The sequence below is a fragment of the Mycolicibacterium komossense genome, from assembly GCF_025822605.1.
GTDB lineage: Bacteria > Actinomycetota > Actinomycetes > Mycobacteriales > Mycobacteriaceae > Mycobacterium > Mycobacterium komossense.
Map to the genome: position 1 here is coordinate 90,788 of NZ_JACKTY010000041.1, position 21,815 is coordinate 112,602.

Sequence of the window (21,815 nt, forward strand, 5' to 3'; positions counted from 1 at the left end):
TGCCTCTCAGAGCATCCCCGGCACCAGCGCCGTCGCCGCAATACCAGCAGCCTGCGCGATGATCGCGTGCGACTGTTCGGTCGCTGGATGCGGATCGGCAGGCGCGGTGTAGACGGCGATGACCAGTGGTGCGCGATCCGGCGGCCACACGACGGCGATGTCGTTACTCTCCCCCTGCGCACCCGAGCCGGTCTTGTCACCGACCACCCAGCCGTGCGGCACTCCGGCTCGAATCGTGTTGTCGCCGGTGGTGTTAGCTTTGAGCAAGCCGACGAGCGTGTCGCGTGGGCCGGGGGCCAGGGCGTCGCCGAGAGCCAACGTCCGCAGATTGTTGGCCATCTGCGCCGGCGTCGACGTATCGCGCAGGTCGCCGGGAGCGGCGACGTTCAGGTCGGGTTCGATCCGGTCGATCCGGGTGACGTTGTCGCCCAGAGATCGCGCAAAGGCAGTCACCGCCGCAGGCCCACCCAGCAGCGCAACCAACAGGTTGGCGGCGGTGTTGTCGCTGACGGTGATCGCGGCGTCGCACAGCGCGGCGACCGTCATGCCCTGGTCCACGTGCAGCGAGGTCACCGGTGCATACGCCAGAACATCCGCCGGCCCGTAGGCGATCACAAGATCCAGCAGACCCGGGTCCGCCTCGGACCGCTGAAGGATCGCAGCGACCGTCAGCGCCTTGCCCGTCGAGCACAACAGGAAGCGTTCGTCGGCGCGATACCCCACCGAGGCGCCGGACGCCGTATCGACTGCATACACCCCGAGCCGGCCGCGGAGCTTCTGCTCGACGGCGGCCAGTTGGTGATGCGGGTCGGGGCTGGCCGGTGCGGCCTGCGCCCGCGGGAGGGCGGATCCCGCCGCCACGGCAGTCAACGCCGTCAACCCGGCGTGCAGTGCGGAGCGGCGAGTCAGAGCTGTCATGACTGCCTAGACTTCGATCCGCTCGCCCATGATCACGGTGCGCTCCTGCGGCAGGCCGAAGTACACGCTGGCATCGGCGCTGAACTTCGAGGTGGCGATGAACAGACGTTTGCGCCAACCCGGCATGGTTTTCTCCTTGCCCCGGGCCAGTTCCAGCTTCGACAGGAAGTACGACGCCTCGTCGACGGCGATCTGGCCTTCGGTCTGCTCCGCATCGAGCAGTCGAAGGATGGCAGCGACGTCCGGTGCTTCCATGTAGCCGATGTGCGCGGTGACGTGAATGATGCCGTCTTCCTCAAAACCGAGGGCGTCGACGTCAAGCCGCTCGGCGTCCGGAACCCGCGGCACCGGGACTGTGACGATGGACAGGATGATCACGTGCTCATGGCGCACGTGGTTGTGCTCGACATTCGCTCGCATCGCCAGCGGCGCAGTTTCCTTGCCGCGGTTGAGAAAGACAGCGGTACCCCGAACTCGAGCCAATGGTGGCTGGCAGTCGGCGATTTGGTCGATGAACTCGCGAAGTGATCCTTCGGCTTCTTCGCGAGCCTTGGTGGTGATGATGCGTCCCCGTTCCCAGGTCCGCATGATCGTGAATGCGACCAAGGCGATCAGCAGCGGAAGCCAGGCCCCGTGCACCAGCTTGGTGAGATTCGCCGCCAGAAACAGCAGGTCGACGACGACGAGCGCGCCGCCGCCGATCAGCACCACCCACAGCGGGGTGTGCCATCGGGTACGTGCGATGTAGAGGAAGAGAATGGTGGAGATGGTGATCGTTCCGGTCACGGCCATGCCGAACGCATAGGCCAGTGCGGCCGAACTCTTGAATGAGAAGACCAGCACCAGGACGCCGACCATCAGAATGCCGTTCATCGACGGCACGTATATCTGGCCGTAGGCCTTCGCCGAGGTATGCACCACCCGCAGCCTCGGCAGGTAGCCAAGCTGAACGGCCTGTGACGCTACCGAGAACGCGCCGGTGATCACCGCTTGGGACGCGATGACGGTCGCAGCGGTGGCCAGCAACACCATCGGCAGGCGCGCCCACTCGGGAGTGAGTAGGAAAAACGGCGCGCTGACTTTGCTTTCGTCGCCCAGCACCAGTGCGCCCTGGCCGAAGTAACTGAGGACGCAGGCCGGCAGCACAAGGAATAGCCAGCCCAGCAGGATCGGCCTTCTGCTGAAGTGTCCCATGTCGGCGTACAGGGCTTCGGCGCCGGTGACCGCGAGCACGACGGCGGCGAGCGCGAAGAAAGCGATGTGGAAGTGCCCGAACATGAACGACAACGCGTACGTCGGCGAGAGCGCCTTGAGGATTTCCGGATGCCCGACGATGCCGGTGATCCCGCAGGCTCCGATGGCAGTGAACCACAGGATCATGACCGGCCCGAAGAAACGCCCGACAGCGGCGGTGCCCTGGCGCTGGACGGCGAACAGCACCACGATGATCACCGCCGTGATCGGGATTATCCATTTCTCCAGGCTCGGCTCGACGGTCTTGAGGCCCTCGACCGCGGACAACACCGAGATCGCCGGGGTGATCATGCTGTCACCGAAGAACAGGGAGGCACCGAACAGACCCAGCGCCGCCAGTATCGTCGCCGACTTGCGGCCACGAGCCACATTCCATCGCCGCAACATCGTGATGAGCGCCATGATGCCGCCCTCACCGTCGTTGTCGGCGCGCATGATCAGAGTGACGTAGGTCAGCGTGACGATGATCATCACTGACCAAAAGATCAGCGACACAATGCCGTACACATTGTCGGTGCTGATGGGGACGGGATGCGGGTCCGTGGGGTCGAAAACAGTCTGGATCGTGTAGATCGGACTGGTCCCGATATCGCCGAAGACGACACCGAGGGCTGCGATCACGACAGCAAGTCGAAGTTTCTGTGGAGCGTGCGACAGGCGAGTGGATGGCGCATCGGTGGCCGTCGGTTGCACTGGCGAACTCCTCGTCCGTTGTCGGCATCTGATACCCGTGGCGGTAGCCGCTCAACCGTACGCCGACCAATCAGAATGCCCGTCTACTGACCGAATGTGCGATTCGCTGAGTAGACGGGCAAAGCGATAACCAGTTTCGGTGACGGGAGTACAGATCATCTACTACATGACGGTGCCCCCTTACTGTGACTGCGTCCCGAACGGCACAAAGGGGTTGGGCCCGAACGGAACGAAGGGGTTGGTGCCGACGGGTGTGGACGGGTCCGGTCCCGTAGCTACGAACGGGCTGGGGCTGAGACCGCCGCCGTAGATCTGCGCGGGGTCGGGTCCGTTTCCGCCGAAGGGGTTGGCGCCGTATATCTGTGCGGCGTCAGCCCCATACGGGACCATCGGGTTGGTGCCTGCAGGCACGTAGGGATCGGCCCCGCCCGACGGCATCGCTGCCGCCGCGGCAGCCACGGGTGCTACCCCCAATGCGAGCCCGGCGGCAACGGCGACGCCGGCAGCAATGCGTAGTGACGATCGGAACTTCATCTTCTTCTCATTTCTCATGTCAGCACCTGCTCTTTCAACGCCAGGGCGTCGGTGCCCTTGGTGTAGCTGATTTCGCGGATACCCAGCGCGTCGTGCAGTTTTCCGGCCGGCAGGGTCAGCGGCTTCGGCGCGGGGCCATCCCCCGGCTTGGGCAGCGGATAGGCCGTGGTCGTTCCACTGTGGAACGTGACGTTGCCTTCGGTCTTGGTAAACAGCTGGTGCACATGCCCGTTCAGACACGTCACCGATGAGAACCGCCGCAGATAGCTCAGCGCCTGGATGGCGTCGTCGGTCCCCCAACCCCAGTCCGGATACATCGCGAACAGCGGGATGTGACTGAACACGACAATCGGAGTGTCACTGGACAGGCTGGCGACATCTTTCTTGATGAACTCCAGCTGATCGGCGCCGAGATGGCCGAGCTTCTTGAGATTCAACGTGTTCACCAACGCAATGACATGCACCCCCGCGGTGTCGAAGCTGTACCACCCGTCACCGAGGGTGCCCGCACCGAAAGCCCTCTGATACGAACCGAAGTCGATGGTGTCGTGCTCCCCCGGAACAGTGAAGATGTGCGGCGTGTTGAGGCCGGTCATCATCTGCTTGACCTGATCGAACTGCTCGGCGGTGGCCAGATGAGTCAGGTCGCCGGTGTGGATGACGAAGTCTGGGGTGTACCCCAGTTTGTTGATCTGGCCGATCGCGTCGGTGAACGTCTCAGTGACATTCGTGTTGGCGGTTCCGGTGAAACCGATATGGCTGTCACTGATTTGGGCGAACCGCAGCGTCGGACGGGCAGCTCCCGCGGCATCCGCCGAACCGGCCGAGCCCGCGACGTGGGAGATCACCTCGCCGCCGGCCACCGTCAGCACAACGGCGGCTCCGAACCAGGCTGAATGCCTCATCAGCTGACGCCGCGTCATGCCCTGCGGATCCTGCTGCTCGCTCATTTGGTCACCACCACAGAGCCGTGCATGAACGGATGGATCGAGCACACATAGTCGAATGTGCCCGCATTCGTGAAGGTGAACGTAAAGGTGCCGTTGATGCCCATTCCAGGCGAGTGGAACGTCGTCCCGTCGTTGCTGACCACCGTGTGCGGTTCCTCATCCTTGTTGGTCCAGGTGACCGTTGTGCCGACCGGAATGGTCAACGTTGCCGGGGCGAACGCAAAGTTGTTGATGTTCAACGCATTTGGGCCCGCTGGCGCAGGAGCATCGGCTGCCGCACCGGACGGCGCCGTCATCTCCGGCATCCCGGTCATCGACGACATGCCCTGCATACCGGGTGTGGCACCGGATTGGGTGACCAGCGTCAGCGACGGCGGTGCGGTCGCGGCGGTGGTGGTTGAACAACCCGCCAGAACCAGCGCCGCCGAAAGTGTTGTGAGCATGAGTATTCGAAACACGGTGCACCCCTTTGATGTGGTCTGCGGGTCCAGAGCTGTGGACCGCTCACCAAGAGATAGGGCGGAGGGTTACACCGTCAGGCCGGTTCGGTCGGCTCCGCCGGGGCGAACACCTGGATCACCCCGTCGGCTTCGCGAACCTCCAACTTCGGCAGTGGCGCAGGCGAAATCGACAACTGATGCGTCAGCACCTGTCCCTCCGGCGAGAACGATGTCGAGTGGCAGGGGCAGCGCAGCCGGTCATCGGGCTTGTCGAACCACAGCTTGCAGCCCTGGTGCGTGCACACTCCGGATACCGCCTCCGGCTTGCCGTCGACGCGACGGACAAAGCCGATTACCGAACCCACCTCGAACGAATGCATCGTCCCGTCATCGACGACCTCGTCGCTCTTGCCGACGACCTGCCAGCTGCCGTCGTTCGGAGTCAGCTCGCCGCCGGCCGTGGCCGGCGCCTCGTCGTTGCGAATGACCAGCCGGTCGACGGCCACCGCGGCGACCGCAGCCGCTGCAGCCGCGGAGGTACCGACCATGACCTGACGGCGGGTGGCCGAGGGCAGCTTCCGGACTTCGGCATCGGGCACCGGGTCGGACTCCCCCATCTGTGCTGCGATCCGGCTCTGCAGATCGGCTAAGAACTCCGGACGTGGCGCGTCAGCACCCGGGCGGGCGGCCTGCAGACCGATGGCCGCGCGGATCTGATCGGCCTCAAAGTCGTCCGGCTCGAACGACTTCGGGCGGCGACCTGCCACGAGGTCGTCAATGTAGCGCCGCATTCCTCGCGCGTTCATCGCTCGCCCTCCTTCGTGACCTGTGCCGCCAAGCGTAAAGCCCGATGCTGTAACACTTTGGCGTTCGCGACGCTGATCCTCATCGACGTCGCCGAATCTTTGATCGAACGGCCATGCAGGAAGCGCAGTTCCAGGATCCGGCGATAGTTGTCGGGCAGCATCTCCAGCACCTCCCCGACTCGCTCGGGCGCGGTGCTGATCGCCTCTTCGGTATCGGGGGCGGCCACGTCGAGCTCGTCGATCGTGGTGATCTCACGCCCCAAGGTCTGGCGCCAGTGCGCCGCGAGCACGGTCCGCGCCGTGGCCCGCAGATACGCGCGAACCTCTGCCATCGATGCGGTGATCTTCAACGGCTTCAGCGCGGCCAGGAACACTTCGGCCGTCAGGTCCTCGGCGTCGGCCTGATTGCCGACGCGCGCGAAGATCGTGCGGTACACCCAGGTCACGTTGTCCTGGTAGACCGCATTCCAATCCGTATACCGCTCGCTGGGCACCGCCTTCAGCACGCGCGGGGCGTCGGGGTCACGGTCCACCACCACAAGATCAGTCCGCCTGTTCACGTGAAATGTCCGTTCGCCTACATCGTGCACTCCGACTATCAATAGGCATCTGGGTTACACCTCGAACTCACAGGAAGGTCGCAGATTGCCGCTCAGAGAGGGGAATTGAACCTCCTGCGGCGGCGCCACGTGTCTTGACAAGCACACGCCGACCAAGGAGGCACCATGCGTGCACTCGCCCGCTCGTCCACCGTCATCGCCGCGACCGGCTTGGTGGTCGCCACGTTGGCCGCGTCACCCCCGGCAAGCGCACCTCCACTGCAGTCCCATGACATCCAACTCACCGCGGCGACTCCACCCGGCGGGCTCATCACGAGCTTTTTGGGCAATCAGCTCCTGTACTGCTCGCTGATCTGCACCTCAGCTGTCCAGGGCGCTGTCACCGTCACTGGCGTAGCGCTGCAGACACCCGCAACGTTCCTCGTCGCACTGCAGTCCGGTGACCTGCTGAAGGCCGTCGGCGTCACCGCGGCGTCGGTGACCGGGCCCGCGGAGGCCGCCGCCGCAGGTGTCATCTTCAAGGACGGCATGGAGGTGGCACCGCGGGCACTGAACGCGTTCGAGGTCGGCGTCGTCGGGTTGCTCAACGTCGTCCCGGCCGCAGCCGGCGGACTCCCAGGAGTGGTCACGGCCCTGGAGACAGCCCGCGACGACACGTTTACCGCTCTCAACCTGCCCGTCGCACCGAATCCGACGCCGACCGTCATGGCGCACGGTGTTCTGCAGGTCGCCGTGATCGGGGCGATCAACGTGGGCGCCGCAGTCATCTTCCCCGCCCTCAACGACGTGCTGCTCGGCGCGTTTCAGGTGCCCGACGCCGTCGCCAGGACGCTCGCCCTGACCGGCGACCCGGTGAAGGCCGTCGGCGCCGGCGTGGCGGTCGCGACGACGGTGGTCCACGATGCGGGCACCGTCATCGCACGGGCAGTCGATACCGCGGTGACCAGCGTCCGCGCCGCCTCGGATCAATCGGTGCCGACCACAGAGCACGCCGTATCGCCGAAAGCCCAGAAGACCGCGCTCAGCGTCACCAAGAATGCGACCGCTCACCCTCATCGCCAACACGTCTCTACGGCAAAGCACCCGGGCCACTGAACCTTTGGCACAGCCACACCGTGTCATTGATGCTCCACTCATCGATCGCGAGGACACCGGCCATGACTCGACATCTGCAGCTCGTTGTGTGTGCATTCGGGGCGCTGCTCGCCAGCGCGTGCGGCTCACCGAGCAGCCCCGGCGGTGATCAGAAGCCGGCGGCGGATACCGTCACCGAGGCCGCGGCGCCCTCGGGTCCGGCGGGCATCGCTACTGCGCAAACTCCGCTGGGCACGATCCTCACCGACAGCCATGGCCGCGCCGTGTATCTGTTCGTCGCCGACAAAGGCGTCACCTCGACGTGCACCGGGACCTGCGCCCAGGAATGGCCGCCGGTGACCTCAACGGGTCCGGCAACTGTTGGAGCCGGTTTGAATTCGGCGTTGATTTCGAGCAGCCCCCGACCCGACGGCACCGCGCAGGTCACCTACAACGGACACCCGCTGTACTACTACGACGACGACAAAGGCCCCGGCACCACCGCCGGTCAAGGCGAAACCAGTTTCGGGGCGAACTGGTATGTGCTGTCCCCGGCGGGCGCCAAGATAGACAACGACTGATGGCGAAGCCGTACCGGGTGGTGGATTACATCGTCGACTACCTTGAGTGCGCCGGCGTGGGACATATCTTCGGAGTCGACGGCGCGAACATAGAAGATCTCTACGACGCCGCGTACTTCAATCCAGGGGTCACCGCGGTACTGGCCAAGCACGAGTTCTCTGCCGCCACGATGGCCGATGGTTACAGTCGAGCCGGCATTGCCGCGGGGTTCGGCGTGGTGGTTGCCACGTCGGGCGGGGGGTCGCTGAATCTCGTTCCCGGACTGGGTGAATCGCTCGCCAGCCGGATCCCGGTCCTGGCCCTGGTGGGCCAGCCGCCGAGCACCATGGACGGCGGCGGCAGTTTCCAGGACACCAGCGGCCGCAACGGATCACTCGACGCGCAGAAGCTGTTCTCCGCCGTGTCGGTGTTCTGCCAGCGCATCACCGAGCCCGCCGACATCGTGACAGCCCTGCCCGCGGCGGTGTCCGCTGCACTGACCGGCGGGCCCGCGGTCCTGCTGCTCCCCAAGAACAGTCAACAGAGTCTGCTCGACCCCGTTGGCGTGTCGGCGCTCAGCACCACACCGAAGGGCGCAGAGCCCGACGACATCCACTTCCTCGCGCGCAGCCTGAGTCTCGTCCGCGAGCGGGTCACGATCATCGCCGGCGAGCAGGTCGCGCTCGACAACGCCCGCGCCGAACTGGAGGAACTCCGCGCCCTGCTCCAGGCGCGGGTGGCGACCGTACCCGAAGCAAAAGACGTCAGCACTGCGGCTCTGGGAGTGACGGGCGTGATGGGACATCCTGGAGTGGCGGTGGCAGTCACGCAGAGCGCGGTGTGCCTCCTGGTCGGGACCCGGCTTTCGCTCACCGCGCGGTCGGGCCTGGAGGCCGCCCTGGGATCGGTTCGAACCGTATCTGTCGGCTCGGCGCAGCCCTTCGTGCCATGCGCGCACGTGCACTCTGACGACCTTCGTATCTCGTTGGCCGAACTGTCCCGCGCATTGTCGAGCCAAGGAAGCCCGGCGGCACCCCGTTCGGTCGACAGCACACCGCGCGCCGCGCTGACGACGCCGCCGTTTCACGGCCCGGGAATCGACTACCGATCGGCAATCGCGGCCCTCGACAGCGCGTTGCCCGACGGCACGGACATCATCGTCGACGCGGGCAATACCGGCGCCGCCGCCGTACACCATCTGCCGGTGCGCCACGACGGCCGATTCGTGGTGGCGCTGGGCATGGGCGGCATGGGGTACAGCTTCGGCGCAGGCATCGGCATGGCCTTCGCGCGTGGACGACGGACGGTGGTAATTGCCGGCGACGGCGCATTCTTCATGCACGGCATGGAGGTGCACACAGCGGTGCAATATGGGCTGCCCGTCACCTTCGTGCTGTTCAACAACAACGCTCACGCCATGTGCGTCGCCCGCGAAAAGCTTTTCTATGACGACCTTTACAGCTACAACCGATTCACGGCCAGCCGCCTCGGTGCCGGTCTGTCGGCGATGTTTCCCGGACTCCTCACAGTCGACGTCGACGTCGCAACGGATCTGCCGGGCGCGCTGCGCCGCGCGCTCGCTGCGGATGGACCTTCGGTGGTCAGCATCGAATGTTCAGCCGACGAAATCCCGCCGTTCGCCGCATTTTTGAAGGAGACACATAACCATGTCACTGCCCGCACTTGAGGACATAGTCGAACCGATCGACGGGGTGATCCGGATCGAGACGTCGCCCCGGCAAGTCGCCACCCCCATCATCATGGAGATGATGCGGTCGGTCTATCCGCACGACAAGGTCTTCGGCGAGTACATCACCGTCAACGCCTACATCGACTGCCCTCCCGATGAGCTCTTCGAATACCTTTCCGACACAAGAAGTCTCGAAGAGTGGACGTACAGCTTGCGGGGTTTCACGCCGACAGATGAGCCAGGACTCTGGCGGGCCTACGACCGACTCGGCGACCAGACCGAGATCTATACCCGCACCGAGGCGAACCCGGTCGCCCGTACCGTCGACTACCACTGCGCCTGGGATCAGGGCAAGCACCTGTGGATGGTTTACCTGATGCGGGTGGTCGACGCGCAACTCGTCCTCGACAAGCCCGGCTCGGTGGTGTTGTGGACGAACTGCCACCACCCGTTCTACGACGACAACCCTTATCCAGAGACCGCACCGTCGAAGCGTCCGGTGTGGGTCGGCGACTTCTGGGACATGTTCGGCGCGGGGCATCAGCTGGAACTGGAGAATCTCAAGGCAATTGCCGAATACCGCCATCGTCACGGACTGCCCGTGACGCCGAGTTGGATGGGAATCCGATGAGCACGCAGACGGTCAGCCTGGTCGATGTCTCGACCTACCTTCCTGGCGAGCCGATCGGCACCGACTATTACGCAGCCTTCGCCGGGTCCGACGAGCTCCGCGACAACCTGATGTTCCGCGCCCCACAGTTCCGGCATCACGTGGCGCCCGATGAGACCGCGGTCGACATGATCGAGCGCGCCGCCACCGGGCTGATCGAGCGGCACGGTCACGACGCGCTGACCGGTGTCGACGTGCTGATCACCCATACCCAGATGCCGGACATGCCCTTCTACGGCGGTGGCGGCGAGATGGCCCGCCGACTGGACATGCGGCCGGGCACCGTGATCGATCTGCACAACGGTGGTTGCGCCGCTTTCCTGTTGGGGCTGAAGCTGGCCCGTCAGCAACTGCTGTCCGGAGAGGGCAGTTCCGCGCTGATCGCGATCGCACAGAACGCGGCCGGGCAGATCTTCGACCAGGAAGGTGTGCGACGTAAGGCACAGGCCGCCGTACCCGGTGACGGCGCGGCAGTCGGACTGGTGACATTGTCGGATTCCTCCCCCATCCTCGACGTCCAGTGCCGGACGTACCCGGAGTTCGCCGGCGACATGACGCTGTCCATCGAGCCGTTCCGCAAGTGGTGGCAGCCGGGCCCCGGCGAGGGTTTCATCGGATTCACCGAATCCAAGATCACCAAGGTGCTGGCTCGCGGCAACCGCCAGGTGCCGGAAATGGCGCTGTTGGTTTGTGAGCGAACCGGACTGTCCCCCAGCACAATCGATCTCCTCGTCACCAACCAGCCGAACCGGGTGTTTCTACGAAACTGGCGCGATGCCCTCGAATTGCCCAAGGAACGTCACCGCGACACCTTCGACGAGTGCGGGAATCTGTTCGCCGCCGGCATCCCCGTCAACCTCGACCGCGCGATATCCGATGGCCAGCTACAGACCGGCGATGTGGTGATGATGGCCGCCTTCGCGCACGCCGGCGACTTCGCCGGTGCGGCCGCCGTTCGATGGGGTGGCCGAAAATGATCAGGGACTTCCGCCGCGCCGCGCCGGACGCTGCCGGCGTCGACGCCTCTCTGCCCAGCGGCCTCGACCCGTTGGCGCTGGCGCTCAACGAAAATCCCCTGCCGCCGCTGCCCGCGGTGCGATCCGCGCTTGTCGAATCCATCAGTGCCGCCAATCGGTACCCGGAGTTCCTCCCCGAACGGCTCCGTAAGGTGATCGCCCGACAGATCGGCGTCGACGATAACCAGGTGATCCCCGGCGCGGGGTCGACCGGTGTGGTGCTACAAATCCTGCACACGGTGACCAGCCCGGGCGATCGAATCGTGTTGAGTGAGCCTACGTTCGACGGGTTCCCGATCATGGCGCGGATGGCACGGCTGCAGCAGGTGACGGTGGCACTGGACGAACACGGTCATCACGACCTGAGAGCAATCGCCGATGCTTCGGTCGACGCCAAGGTGGTCGTGGTGTGCCGGCCGCATAATCCGACGGGCACAGTCGAATCCGCGGATGATATAGACCGTTTCCTGCTGCGGGTGCCGCCGGAAGCCGTGGTGTTGCTGGACGAGGCCTATATCGAATTCGTGGCGCCCCAGTTCCGTCTCGACGCGGTGGCGCTGGTCCGGCGATTCCCCAATGTCGTGGTGTTACGGACGTTCTCGAAAGCCTACGGCTTGGCGGGCTTGCGGATCGGCTACGGGTTCGGCTCACCGGAGCTCGTCGACCCGCTGTGGTCGATGCAGCTGCCGTTCGGAATCAGCTCGATGAGTTCGTTCGCCGTCGCCGCTTCCTATGGTGCGACAGTGCAACTGGGTCAACGTGTCCGGCGAATAGTAGACGAGCGCCGCATATTGACGCGCCGGCTGCGGTCGATGGGCCTCTACACCACCGACGGGCATGCCAACTTCGTGTACCTGCCCAATGGTGTGGCGCACTGGCCGGACAATTTACCCGGCGTTCTGCCGCGCGTCCGCTGCTATCCCGACGGCGCGATGCGGATCACCGTCGGCGGCCCGGAATCGACCCGTGCGGTGCTGGGAGCGATCACCGCGAAGGTCGGTTGAGGCACAACGGTTGCTAAACGGCCATCTCTACTTCGTAGGAGACGGCGAACTGACGGTCGCCCCGCCCTTGTCGGTACAGGCAGCCGCCGTTGGCCGACCAGCCGACGACGCGACGTAGGCGCTTGTCGGCGGGAAGGCGCTTGGCCAGGATTTCTTCGAAGGCCGTGCGTAGTTGGTAACCGTGCCGCGATTCGATCTCGCGTGACACGCGGACGTCCCAGTCTGTTTCCTCTACCGGCATGACCCAACTGTCCGCTCCCCCAGATCAAATCGCGGGAAGCCGAACCCGTGTCGGCCGACGGTTATCGAATCGTGTCCTAGCGCTGCCGCACGGCCGCAACCACTTGCGCGATCGCGTCGATGACCAACTGCGGCTGGTCCTGATGGATGTTGTGTCCGCTCTCGGTGGCCACGACAAGGTGAGCATTGGGAACCACAGTGGTGAGATCCTTCTGCGCGTCGCGCATGATGGCTTCCATCTTGGCGGTGGGCCAGCCGGGAAACGGTGCCGAGAACGGAATGCCATGGGCCAGAACGACTAACGGCATCGGTCGCAATGGCGCCGCAGCCCGCGCCTCGCGGACCTGAACGACGCTGGGCGAATCAGGCAGCGGTGCCGTGAATAATTCCTCGGCCTCCGGGTATGCCGCCTCCAGTTCGGAATGGTCGAGATTGGACGCCTCGAATCTCGCGTACTGCGCCGGTGTCAGGTTCTGCCGGAAGTCGCGCCAGACATTCTCGTTGGTCGAGTCCACCAGCACCATCCCGACCACATCGTCTGGGTAGTTGCTGGCGTAGAGTCGCGCGACCAGTCCGCCGGCCGAATGCGCGGCGAGCACATAGGGGCCGGGAATCCCGGCCGCAGCCAGCAGGGCGTGTAGATCGGCGACCAGGTCCTGCGTCGTGCGTGGCTGCGGTACCGGGTCACTGCGGCTCGGGTAGAACTCAGGCCCGTCGGGATCGAGCGAAGGATTGACCTCGCCGATTGTGCCGGGGCGGTCGTACGCGCAGACGCGGGTGAAAGCAGCGACGCCGGGCTGGACCATCGTCCGCTCGCCGGCGGGTTGTTCGTTGTCCCGACTCCAGACGTCGCCGCGGCTATCGAGGCCCGATTCGAGGATGACCGTCGGTCCGCCCTGGCCGTGACACTCCAGATACAGCGACCGGCCACCGATATCGACCAGGCCCGCGAAGTCACCCGAGGTATCCGGTGCGGCATCAACGGGTGATGACGGCCCGAAAACGACCATGCCCGCCACCGCGAGCACGGCAGCAATGCGGGTCATCCGGGTAACCTACGCCGACCAGATTGCGTGTCCAGCCCCTACGCAAAGACCCCACTGTCTAGTCTTTTCGCGTGTCGGAAATGCGTTTCTGGGTCGGGTCGGTCTTCGCGGGGTCAGCTGTGGCCGCCGGTGTCTGTCTGTGCGGTGCCGCGACGGCGCACGCGGACACCTCCGAGAGCAGCACACACGCCACCAGTAAGACGGTGGCTCACACCTCTGGCCCCAGGACTACTTCGGCCAAGAAGTCGACGACGTCGGCGCCCCCGAACACCGCCAAAGTCACCACCGGGACCATCGTGGCTGCCCGCGCAACAGCCGCAGCGTCGTCCACCACTGTCACCGCGGCAGTCGTCACCACCCAAGCCGCCACAAGCACGACCACGACCACGACCACGACCACGACCACGACCAGCACAAACACCGTCACCCTCGCTGTGCAGCAGCTCTCGGCCGCCCAGACCGCACTGGCGAGCGCAGCGAGCGTCAACCCATTCGCAGGCGTGGCCGCCGTCGTCGCCCAAGCCGTCGTCAACGACGCCAAGACGTCGCTGACGTCCTGGCAGAACGGCAACGCCGCCGCCCAGGCGCAGGTGGCCAACACGGTCGGTACGCCGATCGTGCATGAGATCGCCCTCCTCGGTCTGGTCGTCAACGAGCTGCAGCCGTCGGTGGCGCAGGCACAGATGAGCGGGGCGTCGCTGCTGATCCCACTGGTGGGCGCGCTCGGCGCCTCGGACGCCGCCACTCAGGCGTTGTCGCTGGTATCCGCCGCGGCGCAGAACGGCAGGGTGTACGCCGTCATCCCGATCACCACAATCGCCACCACCGAACCGGTGGTGTACATCTCGGTCAACGGTGGTCCCAGCGTGCCGGTGCTCATCGACTCCGGATCCGAAGGTCTGGTCATCAACCCCAGCTACGTCGGGACCAAACAGTCCCTCGGTACCGCCACCGCGACGGGTTCCAGCGGCTACAGCGGCGGGCTGAGCTATGACTACAGCACTTATACGACGACGGTCGACTTCGGCTACGGCGTCGTCACCGCACCCACCAGCGTGGACATTGTCGACGCGGCCGACGCACAGGCGTTCGCGAACTATTTCCAGAGCGCCGGCGTGGTCGGTGTGCTGGGAGTCGGTCCGAACGCGATCGGTCCCGGCCCGAGCATCGTGGCGACATCACTGCCGGGCCTGCTGGGCGAGGGACTGCTGCTGAACGAGTCGATGGGATACCTGGTTCTCGGTCCCAATCCGCTACCGGTCCGGGTATCGGTGCCCAATGCCCCGAACACCGATCTGGTGGTGCAGATCAACAACGGAGCGCTGACACCTGTTGCCGCGATCATCGATTCCGGTGGCGTGTACGGAACGATGCCGTCCTCGGTGGCCGGCCAATCGTCGGGCTCGCTGCCGGTCGGCACCAAAGTCGCGGTGTACACCGCCGACGGCGCGACGCTGCTGTACACCTACACGACGACGTCCCCGTACACGCCGTCCATCGTCTCGGCGGACAGCCAGATGAACACCGGCTACTACCCGTTCCAGCAGGGGCCGATCTACATCGACTTCGCAGGAACCGGCAGCACGTCGTTCGACTATCTATGAATTACTAAGCGGGACAACACCTTACGGGCAGCACCTAGGGCGGCCAGGAAGCAGCCCAAGGCCGACCAACCTTCGAGACTGCTGAGCCCGAACTTGGCGAGCAGTAACACCGCCACGCCGGCGACGCAGATCAGCGCACCAGCCAGCGCCGACCGGGCGCCGCTACCGCGGGTCGGCGCGTCCCACCACGGCAGCGGCCGATGTTCGAGCGGCGAGAGCAGCCGGAACGCCGCAGCCATCACGATCGCGAACACCACTGCACGCAAGGCCAGTACAGCCCAGAAGCCGGGTGCATGCACGTCGTAGGCGTCCAAGCCGAGTGCATGTAGTGAGAATGCGGCCACCGCGATCGCCGGAATGTGCCAGAGGTACAGCGTCATCGCTCCCCCATTGCCGACCGCCACCACACGCCAGACCGCCGGCCGCTCGGCCCACCGCCGGATCAACCCGGCCACCGCGACGAACACACCGGACATCCACGTGCAGTGCAGCGCCAGCAGCAGCGTCGGCGGTGCGGTATTGGAGATCCGCTCCACCCCGGTGACGACCAGAGAAACGTCGTACACGCCAGTGAGCACCAGCGCTAGCTGCGCGGCGAACGCGACCGCGGCCACGGCAAGGGCCGTGTGCGGCGTGATGAGCCCACGGGCGTAGGCCACCCCGATCATCACGGGGATCAGCCAGACGATGACGAAGTTGACGCCACCCGCCTCCGGCGAGCCGACGGCGAGGCGGATCTGATCGACCGCGGCGGCCGCCGCCAGCAGCACTGCCAGCACGATGGCGACCCCGCGCCCGGACTGCAGCCGAGTCAGCGCCGGTACGAACGCGAGCACCACCAGATACACACCCAGGAACCACAGCAGCGCCACGCATTCACCGCCGAGCCGATCCGCAGACTCCGCACCCAGCAGCAACCGCACGACGACCAGCCCAACCGTCCAGGCCGCCAAATACCAGAACACCGGGCGGCACAGCCGCTGCGCGCGCGTGAAAAGCCAAGTCCCCCAAGATGTCCCGCCGCGCCAGCCGTACGCCCCGGCGGCGCCGCCGGCCAGGAAGAACAACGGCATGACCTGCACGATCCACGTCAGCGGTTGGATCGCGGGTATCTCGCCCAGCAGATTGCCTATCCGCACACCCGAGGCGTCGATGGTGGCCAGCAGCAGCGCGCAGTGCCCGAACATCACCACCAACAGGGCACCGAGGCGGGCGACGTCAATGGCCCGGTCACGGGCCGCAGCAGCAGGCGTATTGCCCGTGGTGGGGTGAGCCTTGATTAGCGTCATGCCAGCAGCTTGCCCAGCCGCGACGTAGAACGGATGAGTAGGACTACCCGATTGCCAGGATCACTTGCCGAACCCGGCGTTGCGCAGCGCCTCGGCCATCGACCCGCTGGGCGGTGTGGACGCCCGCGCGGGCTTGTTCTGCCCGGCAGGCTTGCCGCGGTTGGGGTTTGGCCGCTTACCCTGGTCCGGTCCGCCGGCCGGGCGCTTGGCCGGGCCGCCACCCTTGGCCTCGTCCTTGAGCCGCAGACTCAGTCCGATCCGCTGCCGGTCCACATCGACATCGATGACCTTGACGCGTACCACCTGGCCCGACTTGACGACCGTGTGCGGGTCGGAGACGAAATGATCGGCCATCGCCGAGACGTGCACCAACCCGTCCTGATGCACTCCGACGTCGACGAACGCCCCGAACGCGGCGACGTTGGTGACGACACCTTCGAGCACCATGCCCGGTTTCAGATCGCCGACCTTCTCCACCCCGGCCGCGAACGTGGCCGTGGTGAACGCGGGCCGTGGATCACGCCCGGGCTTCTCCAGTTCGGCGAGGATGTCGGTGATCGTCGGGATGCCGAACCGGTCGTCCGCGAATTCGGCCGGGCGCAGTGACCGCAGCGACCGCTCATTGCCGATCAGCTCGGCGAGCGTCACCCCCGAGCGGTCCAGGATCTTGCGGACCACCGGATATGCCTCGGGGTGCACCCCCGACGAGTCCAGCGGGTCTTCGCCGCCGTTGATCCGCAGGAACCCCGCACATTGTTCGAACGCTTTCGGGCCGAGCCGGGGCACCTTGAGCAGGGCCTGGCGGTTGCGGAACGGGCCCGTCGATTCGCGGTGCGCCACGATGGCCTCGGCCAGCGAATCGGTGACCCCGGACACCCGCGCCAGCAGCGGCACCGACGCCGTGTTCAGGTCGACACCGACCGCGTTCACGGCATCTTCGACGACGGCGTTGAGGCTCCGCGCCAGCGTCCCCGGCGTCACATCGTGCTGGTACTGACCGACGCCGATCGACTTCGGTTCGATCTTGACCAGTTCGGCCAGTGGGTCCTGCAGGCGCCGCGCGATCGAGACGGCCCCACGCAGCGTCACGTCGAGGTCGGGCAACTCGTGGGCGGCATACTCCGAGGCCGAATAGACCGAGGCGCCGGCTTCGCTGACCATCGCCTTCACCGGAGCGTCCGCGCCGGCGGCCTTGATATCGCTGATCAGCTCTGCGGCCAACGCATCGGTCTCCCGGGACGCAGTGCCGTTGCCGATGGCGATCAGCTGCACGCCGTGGCGCGCGACGAGCGCTCCGAGCGTCGCCTTGGCCTCATTCCATTTCTGCTGGGGCTGATGCGGGAAGATTGCACAGGTGTCGACGACCTTGCCCGTGTCGTCGACGACGGCGACCTTCACCCCGGTCCGGAACCCGGGGTCCAGACCAAGGGTGGTCCTGGTGCCGGCGGGCGCGGCCAGCAGCAGGTCTTTGAGGTTCCTGGCGAACACCGCAACGGCATCGAGTTCGGCGCGCTGGCGCAGCCGGACCCTGGCGTCGACGGACGCAGTACTCATCAGCCGCACGCGCCAGGCCAACCGCACCGTGGTCGCCAGCCACGCGGTGGCCGGAGCCTTGGCACCGAGGTTGATGCCGAGGGTCTGCGCGACCATCGCCTGATAGGGCTCGTCCTCGCCGCCGTCCATCGTCAGGGCCAGGATCTGCTCTTTCTCACCGCGCATCACCGCAAGCACGCGATGCGACGGCATGGTCTCCAGCGGCTCGGAGAAGTCGAAGTAGTCGCGGAATTTCTGCCCGGCCGGGCTCTTGGCCACCTCGTCGGATATCGGGGCGGTGCGAACGGCGCCTTCGGACCAGAACTTGGCCCGCACGGCGCCGACCAGCTCGGCGTCTTCACCCGCGCGCTCGATGATGATGTGCCGGGCTCCGTCGAGCGCAGCCGCTGCGTCCGCCACCTCTTCGTTGAGGAAGTCGCCGGCGGCCGCCTCGGGCACGAGCGTCGGGTCGGCCAGCAGCCGGTCTGCCAGTGGCTCCAGGCCGGCTTCCCGAGCTATCTGTGCCTTGGTCCGCCGCTTGGGCTTGTACGGCAGGTAGATGTCCTCGACCCGCGACTTGGTGTCGGCGGTCAGCAGCGCGGTCCGCAGCTCGTCGGTGAGTTTGCCCTGCTCCTCGATGGACGCCAACACCGCCTCACGCCGCTGGTCGAGTTCACGCAGGTAACCCAGCCGTTCCTCCAGCATGCGCAGCTGACCGTCGTCGAGGCTGCCCGTGACTTCCTTACGGTAGCGGGCGATGAATGGCACGGTGGAGCCCTCGTCGAGCAACCGCACGGCGGCGGCCACCCGGGCCTCGTCCACAGCGAGTTCCCCAGCGAGACGGGCATTTACGGATTTCACGGTCGGGCTCGGAGTCACGCGACGACCCTACCCAACGGGCCCGACAGACCCGTGTGAGCGCAGCTGGTGTGTCGCCTGCGGCCGATGTCGTCGGCGACGAAGATTGCCAGACATTTGATAATCAGCCGGTAACATGCCCGGGGTGGGACGGCATCGGTTAGCCAGACCCCGGCCTCGGCACCGCACGGCGACCGCCCTGGCTGTGCTCGTCGTCCCCGCCACCGCATTCCTGACTGCCGGTGCGACCACTGTCGCTCCGGTCAAGCCGATCACCACCGTGTGCTGCCCGGAGATCGTGATGGCCGCCCCGCTGAATCCGGCCGACTCCGCGGCGCGCCACGCCTTCGCGTCGTCGCTGGTCCACACCGAGGCCGCCAGCCGCGCGCAGCGTCGGGCCTTATCCGTCGGCGTCGCCTCGGAGCGGGGCCTACAGGTCAAGACGATTCTCGCGGCCCGTGCTGTCAGCGCGGTGTTCCCCGAGATCCACGAGATCGGCGGGGTTCGGCCCGACTACCTGAAGTGGCATCCCACCGGCCTGGCGATCGACGTGATGATCCCCGACTACAACTCGTCCGAAGGCAAAGCGCTCGGGGATCTCATCGCGCGCTATGCCCTGGCCAACGCCGACCGGTTCGGGCTCAACCACGTCATCTGGCGGCAGGTCTACTACCCGCGCGACGGATCTGCGCACCTGATGTCCGACTTGGGCGACGACAACGCCAACCATTACACCCACGTGCATATCGCCACCGACGGCGGCGGCTACCCGACCGGCCAGGAACTCTACTTCGGCTGAGCCCGCTATCGGTGCCCGTCGACGGTAAAGGCCTGCTCGGCGAACTTCGCCTGACCGGTCGTCACGAGGTCGGCGAGCATCTCCCCCCACACCGGTGCGAACTTGTACCCGTTACCACTGAGCGCGGTGGCGACCACGATCGCCCCGTCGGCGATGGTGTCGATGATCGGCATCTTGTTAGCCGTGAACGATTCCCCGTGCACCGACCACCGCGACGCAGCGGGAATGAGGTCAGGCACCATCTTCTGGATCTGCTCGCCGGCCCAGACCAACTGGTCGCGGGTCAGGGTGGTGCTCTTGTCGTCCCAGTCGTCGACCATCGGGTGGTCCATGTTCGGCACCGCCTTGACGCTGTACCCGTCCAGGGTCGGGATGCCGAACGCGTGCACACCGTGCAGGTCACGCATGAAGCCGGGGAACCGATCCGGGGTGAACATGTCGATGTGACGCGGCATGAACCAGATGAGGTTGTAGGTGACCACCTTCACCAGGTCGGCCAGTTCCGGCAACAGGCGGGTAGTGAACGGACCTGCACCTACCACGACCCGCTGCGCCAGCACGTCGCCGTCGGCAGTCACGATTCGCACTCCGTCGTTGCCCGGTTCGATCGCCGATACCACTGTCTCGTAGCGGACTTCGGCACCATGGGCGACAGCCTGGTCGGTGGCCGCAAAGACGCCCAACTCCGAGCGCATTGCCCCACCGAGGGTGTCCAGCACACCGACGTCCCCGGCCTCGACGTAGAACTGCGGGTAGCGTTTGCGCATCTGCGCCGGGTCGAGGATCTCGTGCGGTAGATCGAACTGCTTGATCGAGCGCAGCGTCGACTGCAAATCGGGATGGTCCTCCGGCGCCAGATGCAGGGCACCGACCGGCAGCAGGATGTCCTGCCCATAGGCCGCGCCGAGTTCCTGCCACAGTTCCCGGGAACGCAGCAATGCCGGGGTGAACACCTGCCCTTCCTTGGCGGCGACGCGGAACAGCCGTGATTCACCGGCGTAGGCACCGTTGGTGTGCACCCGGCCGAACTGCTCGATACCGAGCACGTCGACTCCGCGTTTGGCCAACTGCCACAACGCCATTGAGCCCATGGAGCCGAGGCCGACGACAACTACATCTTTTTTGAGGGCAGTCATGCCAGCGCCGGCCTTTCCCAGAGGTTGAGGGTGGTACCGATGCCGTTGGCAACGGCGTTGCGGTACAGGATGGTTCCCCAGGCGACGTCTTCGACGGGCATCCCGCCGATCGAGAGCAGGATGATCTCGTCCTGGCCGCGGCGGCCCTGCGCTGTTCCGGAGACGACCGCCCCGAGATCGATCAGGTCCTCCTTGGCCATCCGGCCGTCGTGGATCATGTCGACGAACTTGCTGCCCAGCAGTGACACGTGGTTGTGGGTCGGATAGGCGTGTTCGGCCGCCCAGGCTTCGTACATCCGGGTGTTGTCGGCGACCTTGCGGACGTCGGGCGCTTCGAGCCCCTCGTCGATATTGCAGATCGACGGCATGCTCACGTAGGCACCGGGTTTAACCCACTCGCGGTGCAGCGTCGGATACGTCGCGGGGTTACCGCCGGCACCGGTGGTGCAGAACGTGACGATATCGCTGTCACGGACGGCTTCCTCGATAGTGTCGACCTCGGTGACACTGGTGATCTGCGGGCATTCCTGCGCCACCCAGGCGGTGAACGTCTCGATGCTTGCGCGATCGCGACCCTTGAACTTCACCGTGTCGATCTTCGGGCAGGCGGTCACGAACGCCGCCAGCGAACTGCGGCCGATCACACCGGGCCCGACGATGCCGACCGTGGACGAATCCGGTTGCGCCAGATAGCGTGCACCCACTCCGGGCACGGCGCCCGTCCGGTAGGCCGAAAGCAGGTTCGCCGACATCAGCGCCAGCGGCGCACCGGTATCGGTGTCGTTGAGCATGAACGTGAGAATCGAACGGGGCAAACCCTTTTCCTGGTTGTCCAGGTTCGAGCCATACCACTTCACACCCGTGGTGCCGAAATCCCCACCGAGATAGGCGGGCATGGCCATGAACCGCCGGTCGGCAGTGTTCTTCGGCATCGCCGAAAACGGCGACTCGTTGGGAAAATTGATCAGGGCGCCATGCGAGTCCTGGTTGGGCCCGGCCATCCGGTAGTCACCGCTGTGCAGGAGCTTGAACGTCTCCTCCATCGCGTCGACGCAGGCGGCCATATCGGTGACGCCTGCGGCGATCATGTCGGGCTCGGACAGGTAGAGAAAGTCAATTGCGGTGTCAGACAAGGAAGTA

21 protein-coding genes are annotated in these 21,815 nt (G+C 65.7%); 8 read left to right on the forward strand and 13 right to left on the reverse strand.

The features are described from left to right. Nucleotides 1-6 precede the first annotated feature (6 nt). From bla to H7J73_RS25780, 7 genes are all read right to left on the reverse strand, one after another. Entirely contained in the window at nt 7-918 is a 912-nt protein-coding gene (bla, locus tag H7J73_RS25750; protein WP_264070592.1) for a class A beta-lactamase, read from the reverse strand. A gap of 6 nt (nt 919-924) precedes the next feature. Continuing rightward, entirely contained in the window at nt 925-2,793 is a 1,869-nt protein-coding gene (locus H7J73_RS25755; RefSeq protein WP_264070594.1) for a potassium transporter Kup, read from the reverse strand. 252 nt (nt 2,794-3,045) lie between these two features. Then, a complete protein-coding gene (locus H7J73_RS25760) occupies nt 3,046-3,417 on the reverse strand; it encodes a hypothetical protein (protein ID WP_264070596.1) in 372 nt (123 codons plus the stop codon). Then, nucleotides 3,414-4,349, reverse strand: a complete 936-nt coding sequence (locus H7J73_RS25765) for a metallophosphoesterase family protein (RefSeq protein ID WP_264070597.1) — start codon at nt 4,347-4,349, stop codon at nt 3,414-3,416. Before H7J73_RS25765 ends, H7J73_RS25760 begins: the two co-directional genes overlap by 4 nt. After that, nucleotides 4,346-4,792 (reverse strand): cupredoxin domain-containing protein, encoded by a 447-nt coding sequence (locus H7J73_RS25770; protein ID WP_435405583.1) that lies wholly within the window; start codon nt 4,790-4,792, stop codon nt 4,346-4,348. Before H7J73_RS25770 ends, H7J73_RS25765 begins: the two co-directional genes overlap by 4 nt. Nucleotides 4,793-4,884: 92 nt before the next feature. Continuing rightward, on the reverse strand, nt 4,885-5,595 hold the full coding sequence (locus H7J73_RS25775) for a Rieske (2Fe-2S) protein (protein ID WP_264070598.1): 711 nt from the start codon (nt 5,593-5,595) through the stop codon (nt 4,885-4,887). Continuing rightward, nucleotides 5,592-6,131 (reverse strand): RNA polymerase sigma factor, encoded by a 540-nt coding sequence (locus H7J73_RS25780; protein ID WP_264070675.1) that lies wholly within the window; start codon nt 6,129-6,131, stop codon nt 5,592-5,594. The genes H7J73_RS25775 and H7J73_RS25780 overlap by 4 nt, the downstream gene beginning before the upstream one ends. Before the next feature lie 189 nt (nt 6,132-6,320). Between H7J73_RS25780 and H7J73_RS25785 the strand changes: the two genes are divergently transcribed. The 6 genes from H7J73_RS25785 to H7J73_RS25810 all read left to right on the forward strand — a co-directional run bounded on the left by H7J73_RS25785 (nt 6,321) and on the right by H7J73_RS25810 (nt 12,170). After that, on the forward strand, nt 6,321-7,250 hold the full coding sequence (locus H7J73_RS25785) for a hypothetical protein (RefSeq protein WP_264070599.1): 930 nt from the start codon (nt 6,321-6,323) through the stop codon (nt 7,248-7,250). A gap of 62 nt (nt 7,251-7,312) precedes the next feature. Further along, a complete protein-coding gene (locus tag H7J73_RS25790; protein WP_264070600.1) occupies nt 7,313-7,810 on the forward strand; it encodes a COG4315 family predicted lipoprotein in 498 nt (165 codons plus the stop codon). Next, the gene (locus tag H7J73_RS25795) at nt 7,810-9,477 is read left to right on the forward strand and encodes a thiamine pyrophosphate-binding protein (RefSeq protein WP_264070601.1); all 1,668 of its coding nucleotides are present in this window, start codon (nt 7,810-7,812) and stop codon (nt 9,475-9,477) included. The genes H7J73_RS25790 and H7J73_RS25795 overlap by 1 nt, the downstream gene beginning before the upstream one ends. Continuing rightward, entirely contained in the window at nt 9,458-10,111 is a 654-nt protein-coding gene (locus H7J73_RS25800) for a DUF8713 domain-containing protein (RefSeq protein WP_264070602.1), read from the forward strand. Before H7J73_RS25795 ends, H7J73_RS25800 begins: the two co-directional genes overlap by 20 nt. Beyond that, on the forward strand, nt 10,108-11,127 hold the full coding sequence (locus H7J73_RS25805; RefSeq protein ID WP_264070603.1) for a 3-oxoacyl-ACP synthase III family protein: 1,020 nt from the start codon (nt 10,108-10,110) through the stop codon (nt 11,125-11,127). The genes H7J73_RS25800 and H7J73_RS25805 overlap by 4 nt, the downstream gene beginning before the upstream one ends. Further along, nucleotides 11,124-12,170, forward strand: coding sequence for a pyridoxal phosphate-dependent aminotransferase (locus H7J73_RS25810; RefSeq protein ID WP_264070604.1), 1,047 nt, complete (start codon nt 11,124-11,126; stop codon nt 12,168-12,170). Before H7J73_RS25805 ends, H7J73_RS25810 begins: the two co-directional genes overlap by 4 nt. Before the next feature lie 13 nt (nt 12,171-12,183). Here the strand turns inward: H7J73_RS25810 and H7J73_RS25815 are convergent, their stop codons facing one another. Further along, nucleotides 12,184-12,411, reverse strand: a complete 228-nt coding sequence (locus H7J73_RS25815; protein ID WP_264070605.1) for a hypothetical protein — start codon at nt 12,409-12,411, stop codon at nt 12,184-12,186. A 76-nt stretch (nt 12,412-12,487) separates the two neighbouring features. Continuing rightward, nucleotides 12,488-13,456: an alpha/beta fold hydrolase gene (locus tag H7J73_RS25820; RefSeq protein ID WP_264070607.1), complete on the reverse strand. Its 969-nt coding sequence runs from the start codon at nt 13,454-13,456 to the stop codon at nt 12,488-12,490. Nucleotides 13,457-13,536: 80 nt separating this feature from the next. On the opposite strand from H7J73_RS25820, the gene H7J73_RS25825 reads away from it, so the two are divergent. After that, the gene (locus tag H7J73_RS25825) at nt 13,537-15,060 is read left to right on the forward strand and encodes a PecA family PE domain-processing aspartic protease (protein WP_264070676.1); all 1,524 of its coding nucleotides are present in this window, start codon (nt 13,537-13,539) and stop codon (nt 15,058-15,060) included. On the opposite strand, the gene H7J73_RS25830 is transcribed toward H7J73_RS25825, so the two are convergent. Both H7J73_RS25830 and H7J73_RS25835 read right to left on the reverse strand, forming a co-directional pair. Next, nucleotides 15,051-16,349, reverse strand: coding sequence for an acyltransferase family protein (locus H7J73_RS25830; protein WP_264070608.1), 1,299 nt, complete (start codon nt 16,347-16,349; stop codon nt 15,051-15,053). The two genes, H7J73_RS25825 and H7J73_RS25830, sit on opposite strands and share 10 nt — an antisense overlap. 60 nt (nt 16,350-16,409) lie before the next feature. Beyond that, nucleotides 16,410-18,761 (reverse strand): Tex family protein, encoded by a 2,352-nt coding sequence (locus H7J73_RS25835; protein ID WP_264070609.1) that lies wholly within the window; start codon nt 18,759-18,761, stop codon nt 16,410-16,412. Between the two features lie 124 nt (nt 18,762-18,885). On the opposite strand from H7J73_RS25835, the gene H7J73_RS25840 reads away from it, so the two are divergent. After that, nucleotides 18,886-19,539, forward strand: a complete 654-nt coding sequence (locus H7J73_RS25840; RefSeq protein ID WP_264070611.1) for a VldE C-terminal domain-containing protein — start codon at nt 18,886-18,888, stop codon at nt 19,537-19,539. A gap of 5 nt (nt 19,540-19,544) precedes the next feature. Here H7J73_RS25840 and solA read toward each other — a convergent pair whose 3' ends face one another. Then, nucleotides 19,545-20,675 (reverse strand): N-methyl-L-tryptophan oxidase, encoded by a 1,131-nt coding sequence (solA, locus tag H7J73_RS25845; RefSeq protein ID WP_264070612.1) that lies wholly within the window; start codon nt 20,673-20,675, stop codon nt 19,545-19,547. Further along, nucleotides 20,672-21,808 (reverse strand): ornithine cyclodeaminase family protein, encoded by a 1,137-nt coding sequence (locus H7J73_RS25850; protein ID WP_264070613.1) that lies wholly within the window; start codon nt 21,806-21,808, stop codon nt 20,672-20,674. The genes solA and H7J73_RS25850 overlap by 4 nt, the downstream gene beginning before the upstream one ends. Nucleotides 21,809-21,815: the final 7 nt, after the last annotated feature.

Excerpts from the sequence above, each read along its gene's own strand:
- bla (WP_264070592.1), bottom strand. The coding sequence starts at position 918 with ATGACAGCTCTGACTCGCCGCTCCGCACTGCACGCCGGGTTGACGGCG.
- H7J73_RS25760 (WP_264070596.1), bottom strand. The coding sequence starts at position 3,417 with ATGAGAAATGAGAAGAAGATGAAGTTCCGATCGTCACTACGCATTGCT.
- H7J73_RS25765 (WP_264070597.1), bottom strand. The coding sequence starts at position 4,349 with ATGAGCGAGCAGCAGGATCCGCAGGGCATGACGCGGCGTCAGCTGATG.
- H7J73_RS25770 (WP_435405583.1), bottom strand. The coding sequence starts at position 4,792 with ATGCTCACAACACTTTCGGCGGCGCTGGTTCTGGCGGGTTGTTCAACC.
- H7J73_RS25775 (WP_264070598.1), bottom strand. The coding sequence starts at position 5,595 with ATGAACGCGCGAGGAATGCGGCGCTACATTGACGACCTCGTGGCAGGT.
- H7J73_RS25785 (WP_264070599.1), top strand. The coding sequence starts at position 6,321 with ATGCGTGCACTCGCCCGCTCGTCCACCGTCATCGCCGCGACCGGCTTG.
- H7J73_RS25790 (WP_264070600.1), top strand. The coding sequence starts at position 7,313 with ATGACTCGACATCTGCAGCTCGTTGTGTGTGCATTCGGGGCGCTGCTC.
- H7J73_RS25795 (WP_264070601.1), top strand. The coding sequence starts at position 7,810 with ATGGCGAAGCCGTACCGGGTGGTGGATTACATCGTCGACTACCTTGAG.
- H7J73_RS25800 (WP_264070602.1), top strand. The coding sequence starts at position 9,458 with ATGTCACTGCCCGCACTTGAGGACATAGTCGAACCGATCGACGGGGTG.
- H7J73_RS25805 (WP_264070603.1), top strand. The coding sequence starts at position 10,108 with ATGAGCACGCAGACGGTCAGCCTGGTCGATGTCTCGACCTACCTTCCT.
- H7J73_RS25810 (WP_264070604.1), top strand. The coding sequence starts at position 11,124 with ATGATCAGGGACTTCCGCCGCGCCGCGCCGGACGCTGCCGGCGTCGAC.
- H7J73_RS25815 (WP_264070605.1), bottom strand. The coding sequence starts at position 12,411 with ATGCCGGTAGAGGAAACAGACTGGGACGTCCGCGTGTCACGCGAGATC.
- H7J73_RS25820 (WP_264070607.1), bottom strand. The coding sequence starts at position 13,456 with ATGACCCGCATTGCTGCCGTGCTCGCGGTGGCGGGCATGGTCGTTTTC.
- H7J73_RS25825 (WP_264070676.1), top strand. The coding sequence starts at position 13,537 with ATGCGTTTCTGGGTCGGGTCGGTCTTCGCGGGGTCAGCTGTGGCCGCC.
- H7J73_RS25830 (WP_264070608.1), bottom strand. The coding sequence starts at position 16,349 with ATGACGCTAATCAAGGCTCACCCCACCACGGGCAATACGCCTGCTGCT.
- solA (WP_264070612.1), bottom strand. The coding sequence starts at position 20,675 with ATGACTGCCCTCAAAAAAGATGTAGTTGTCGTCGGCCTCGGCTCCATG.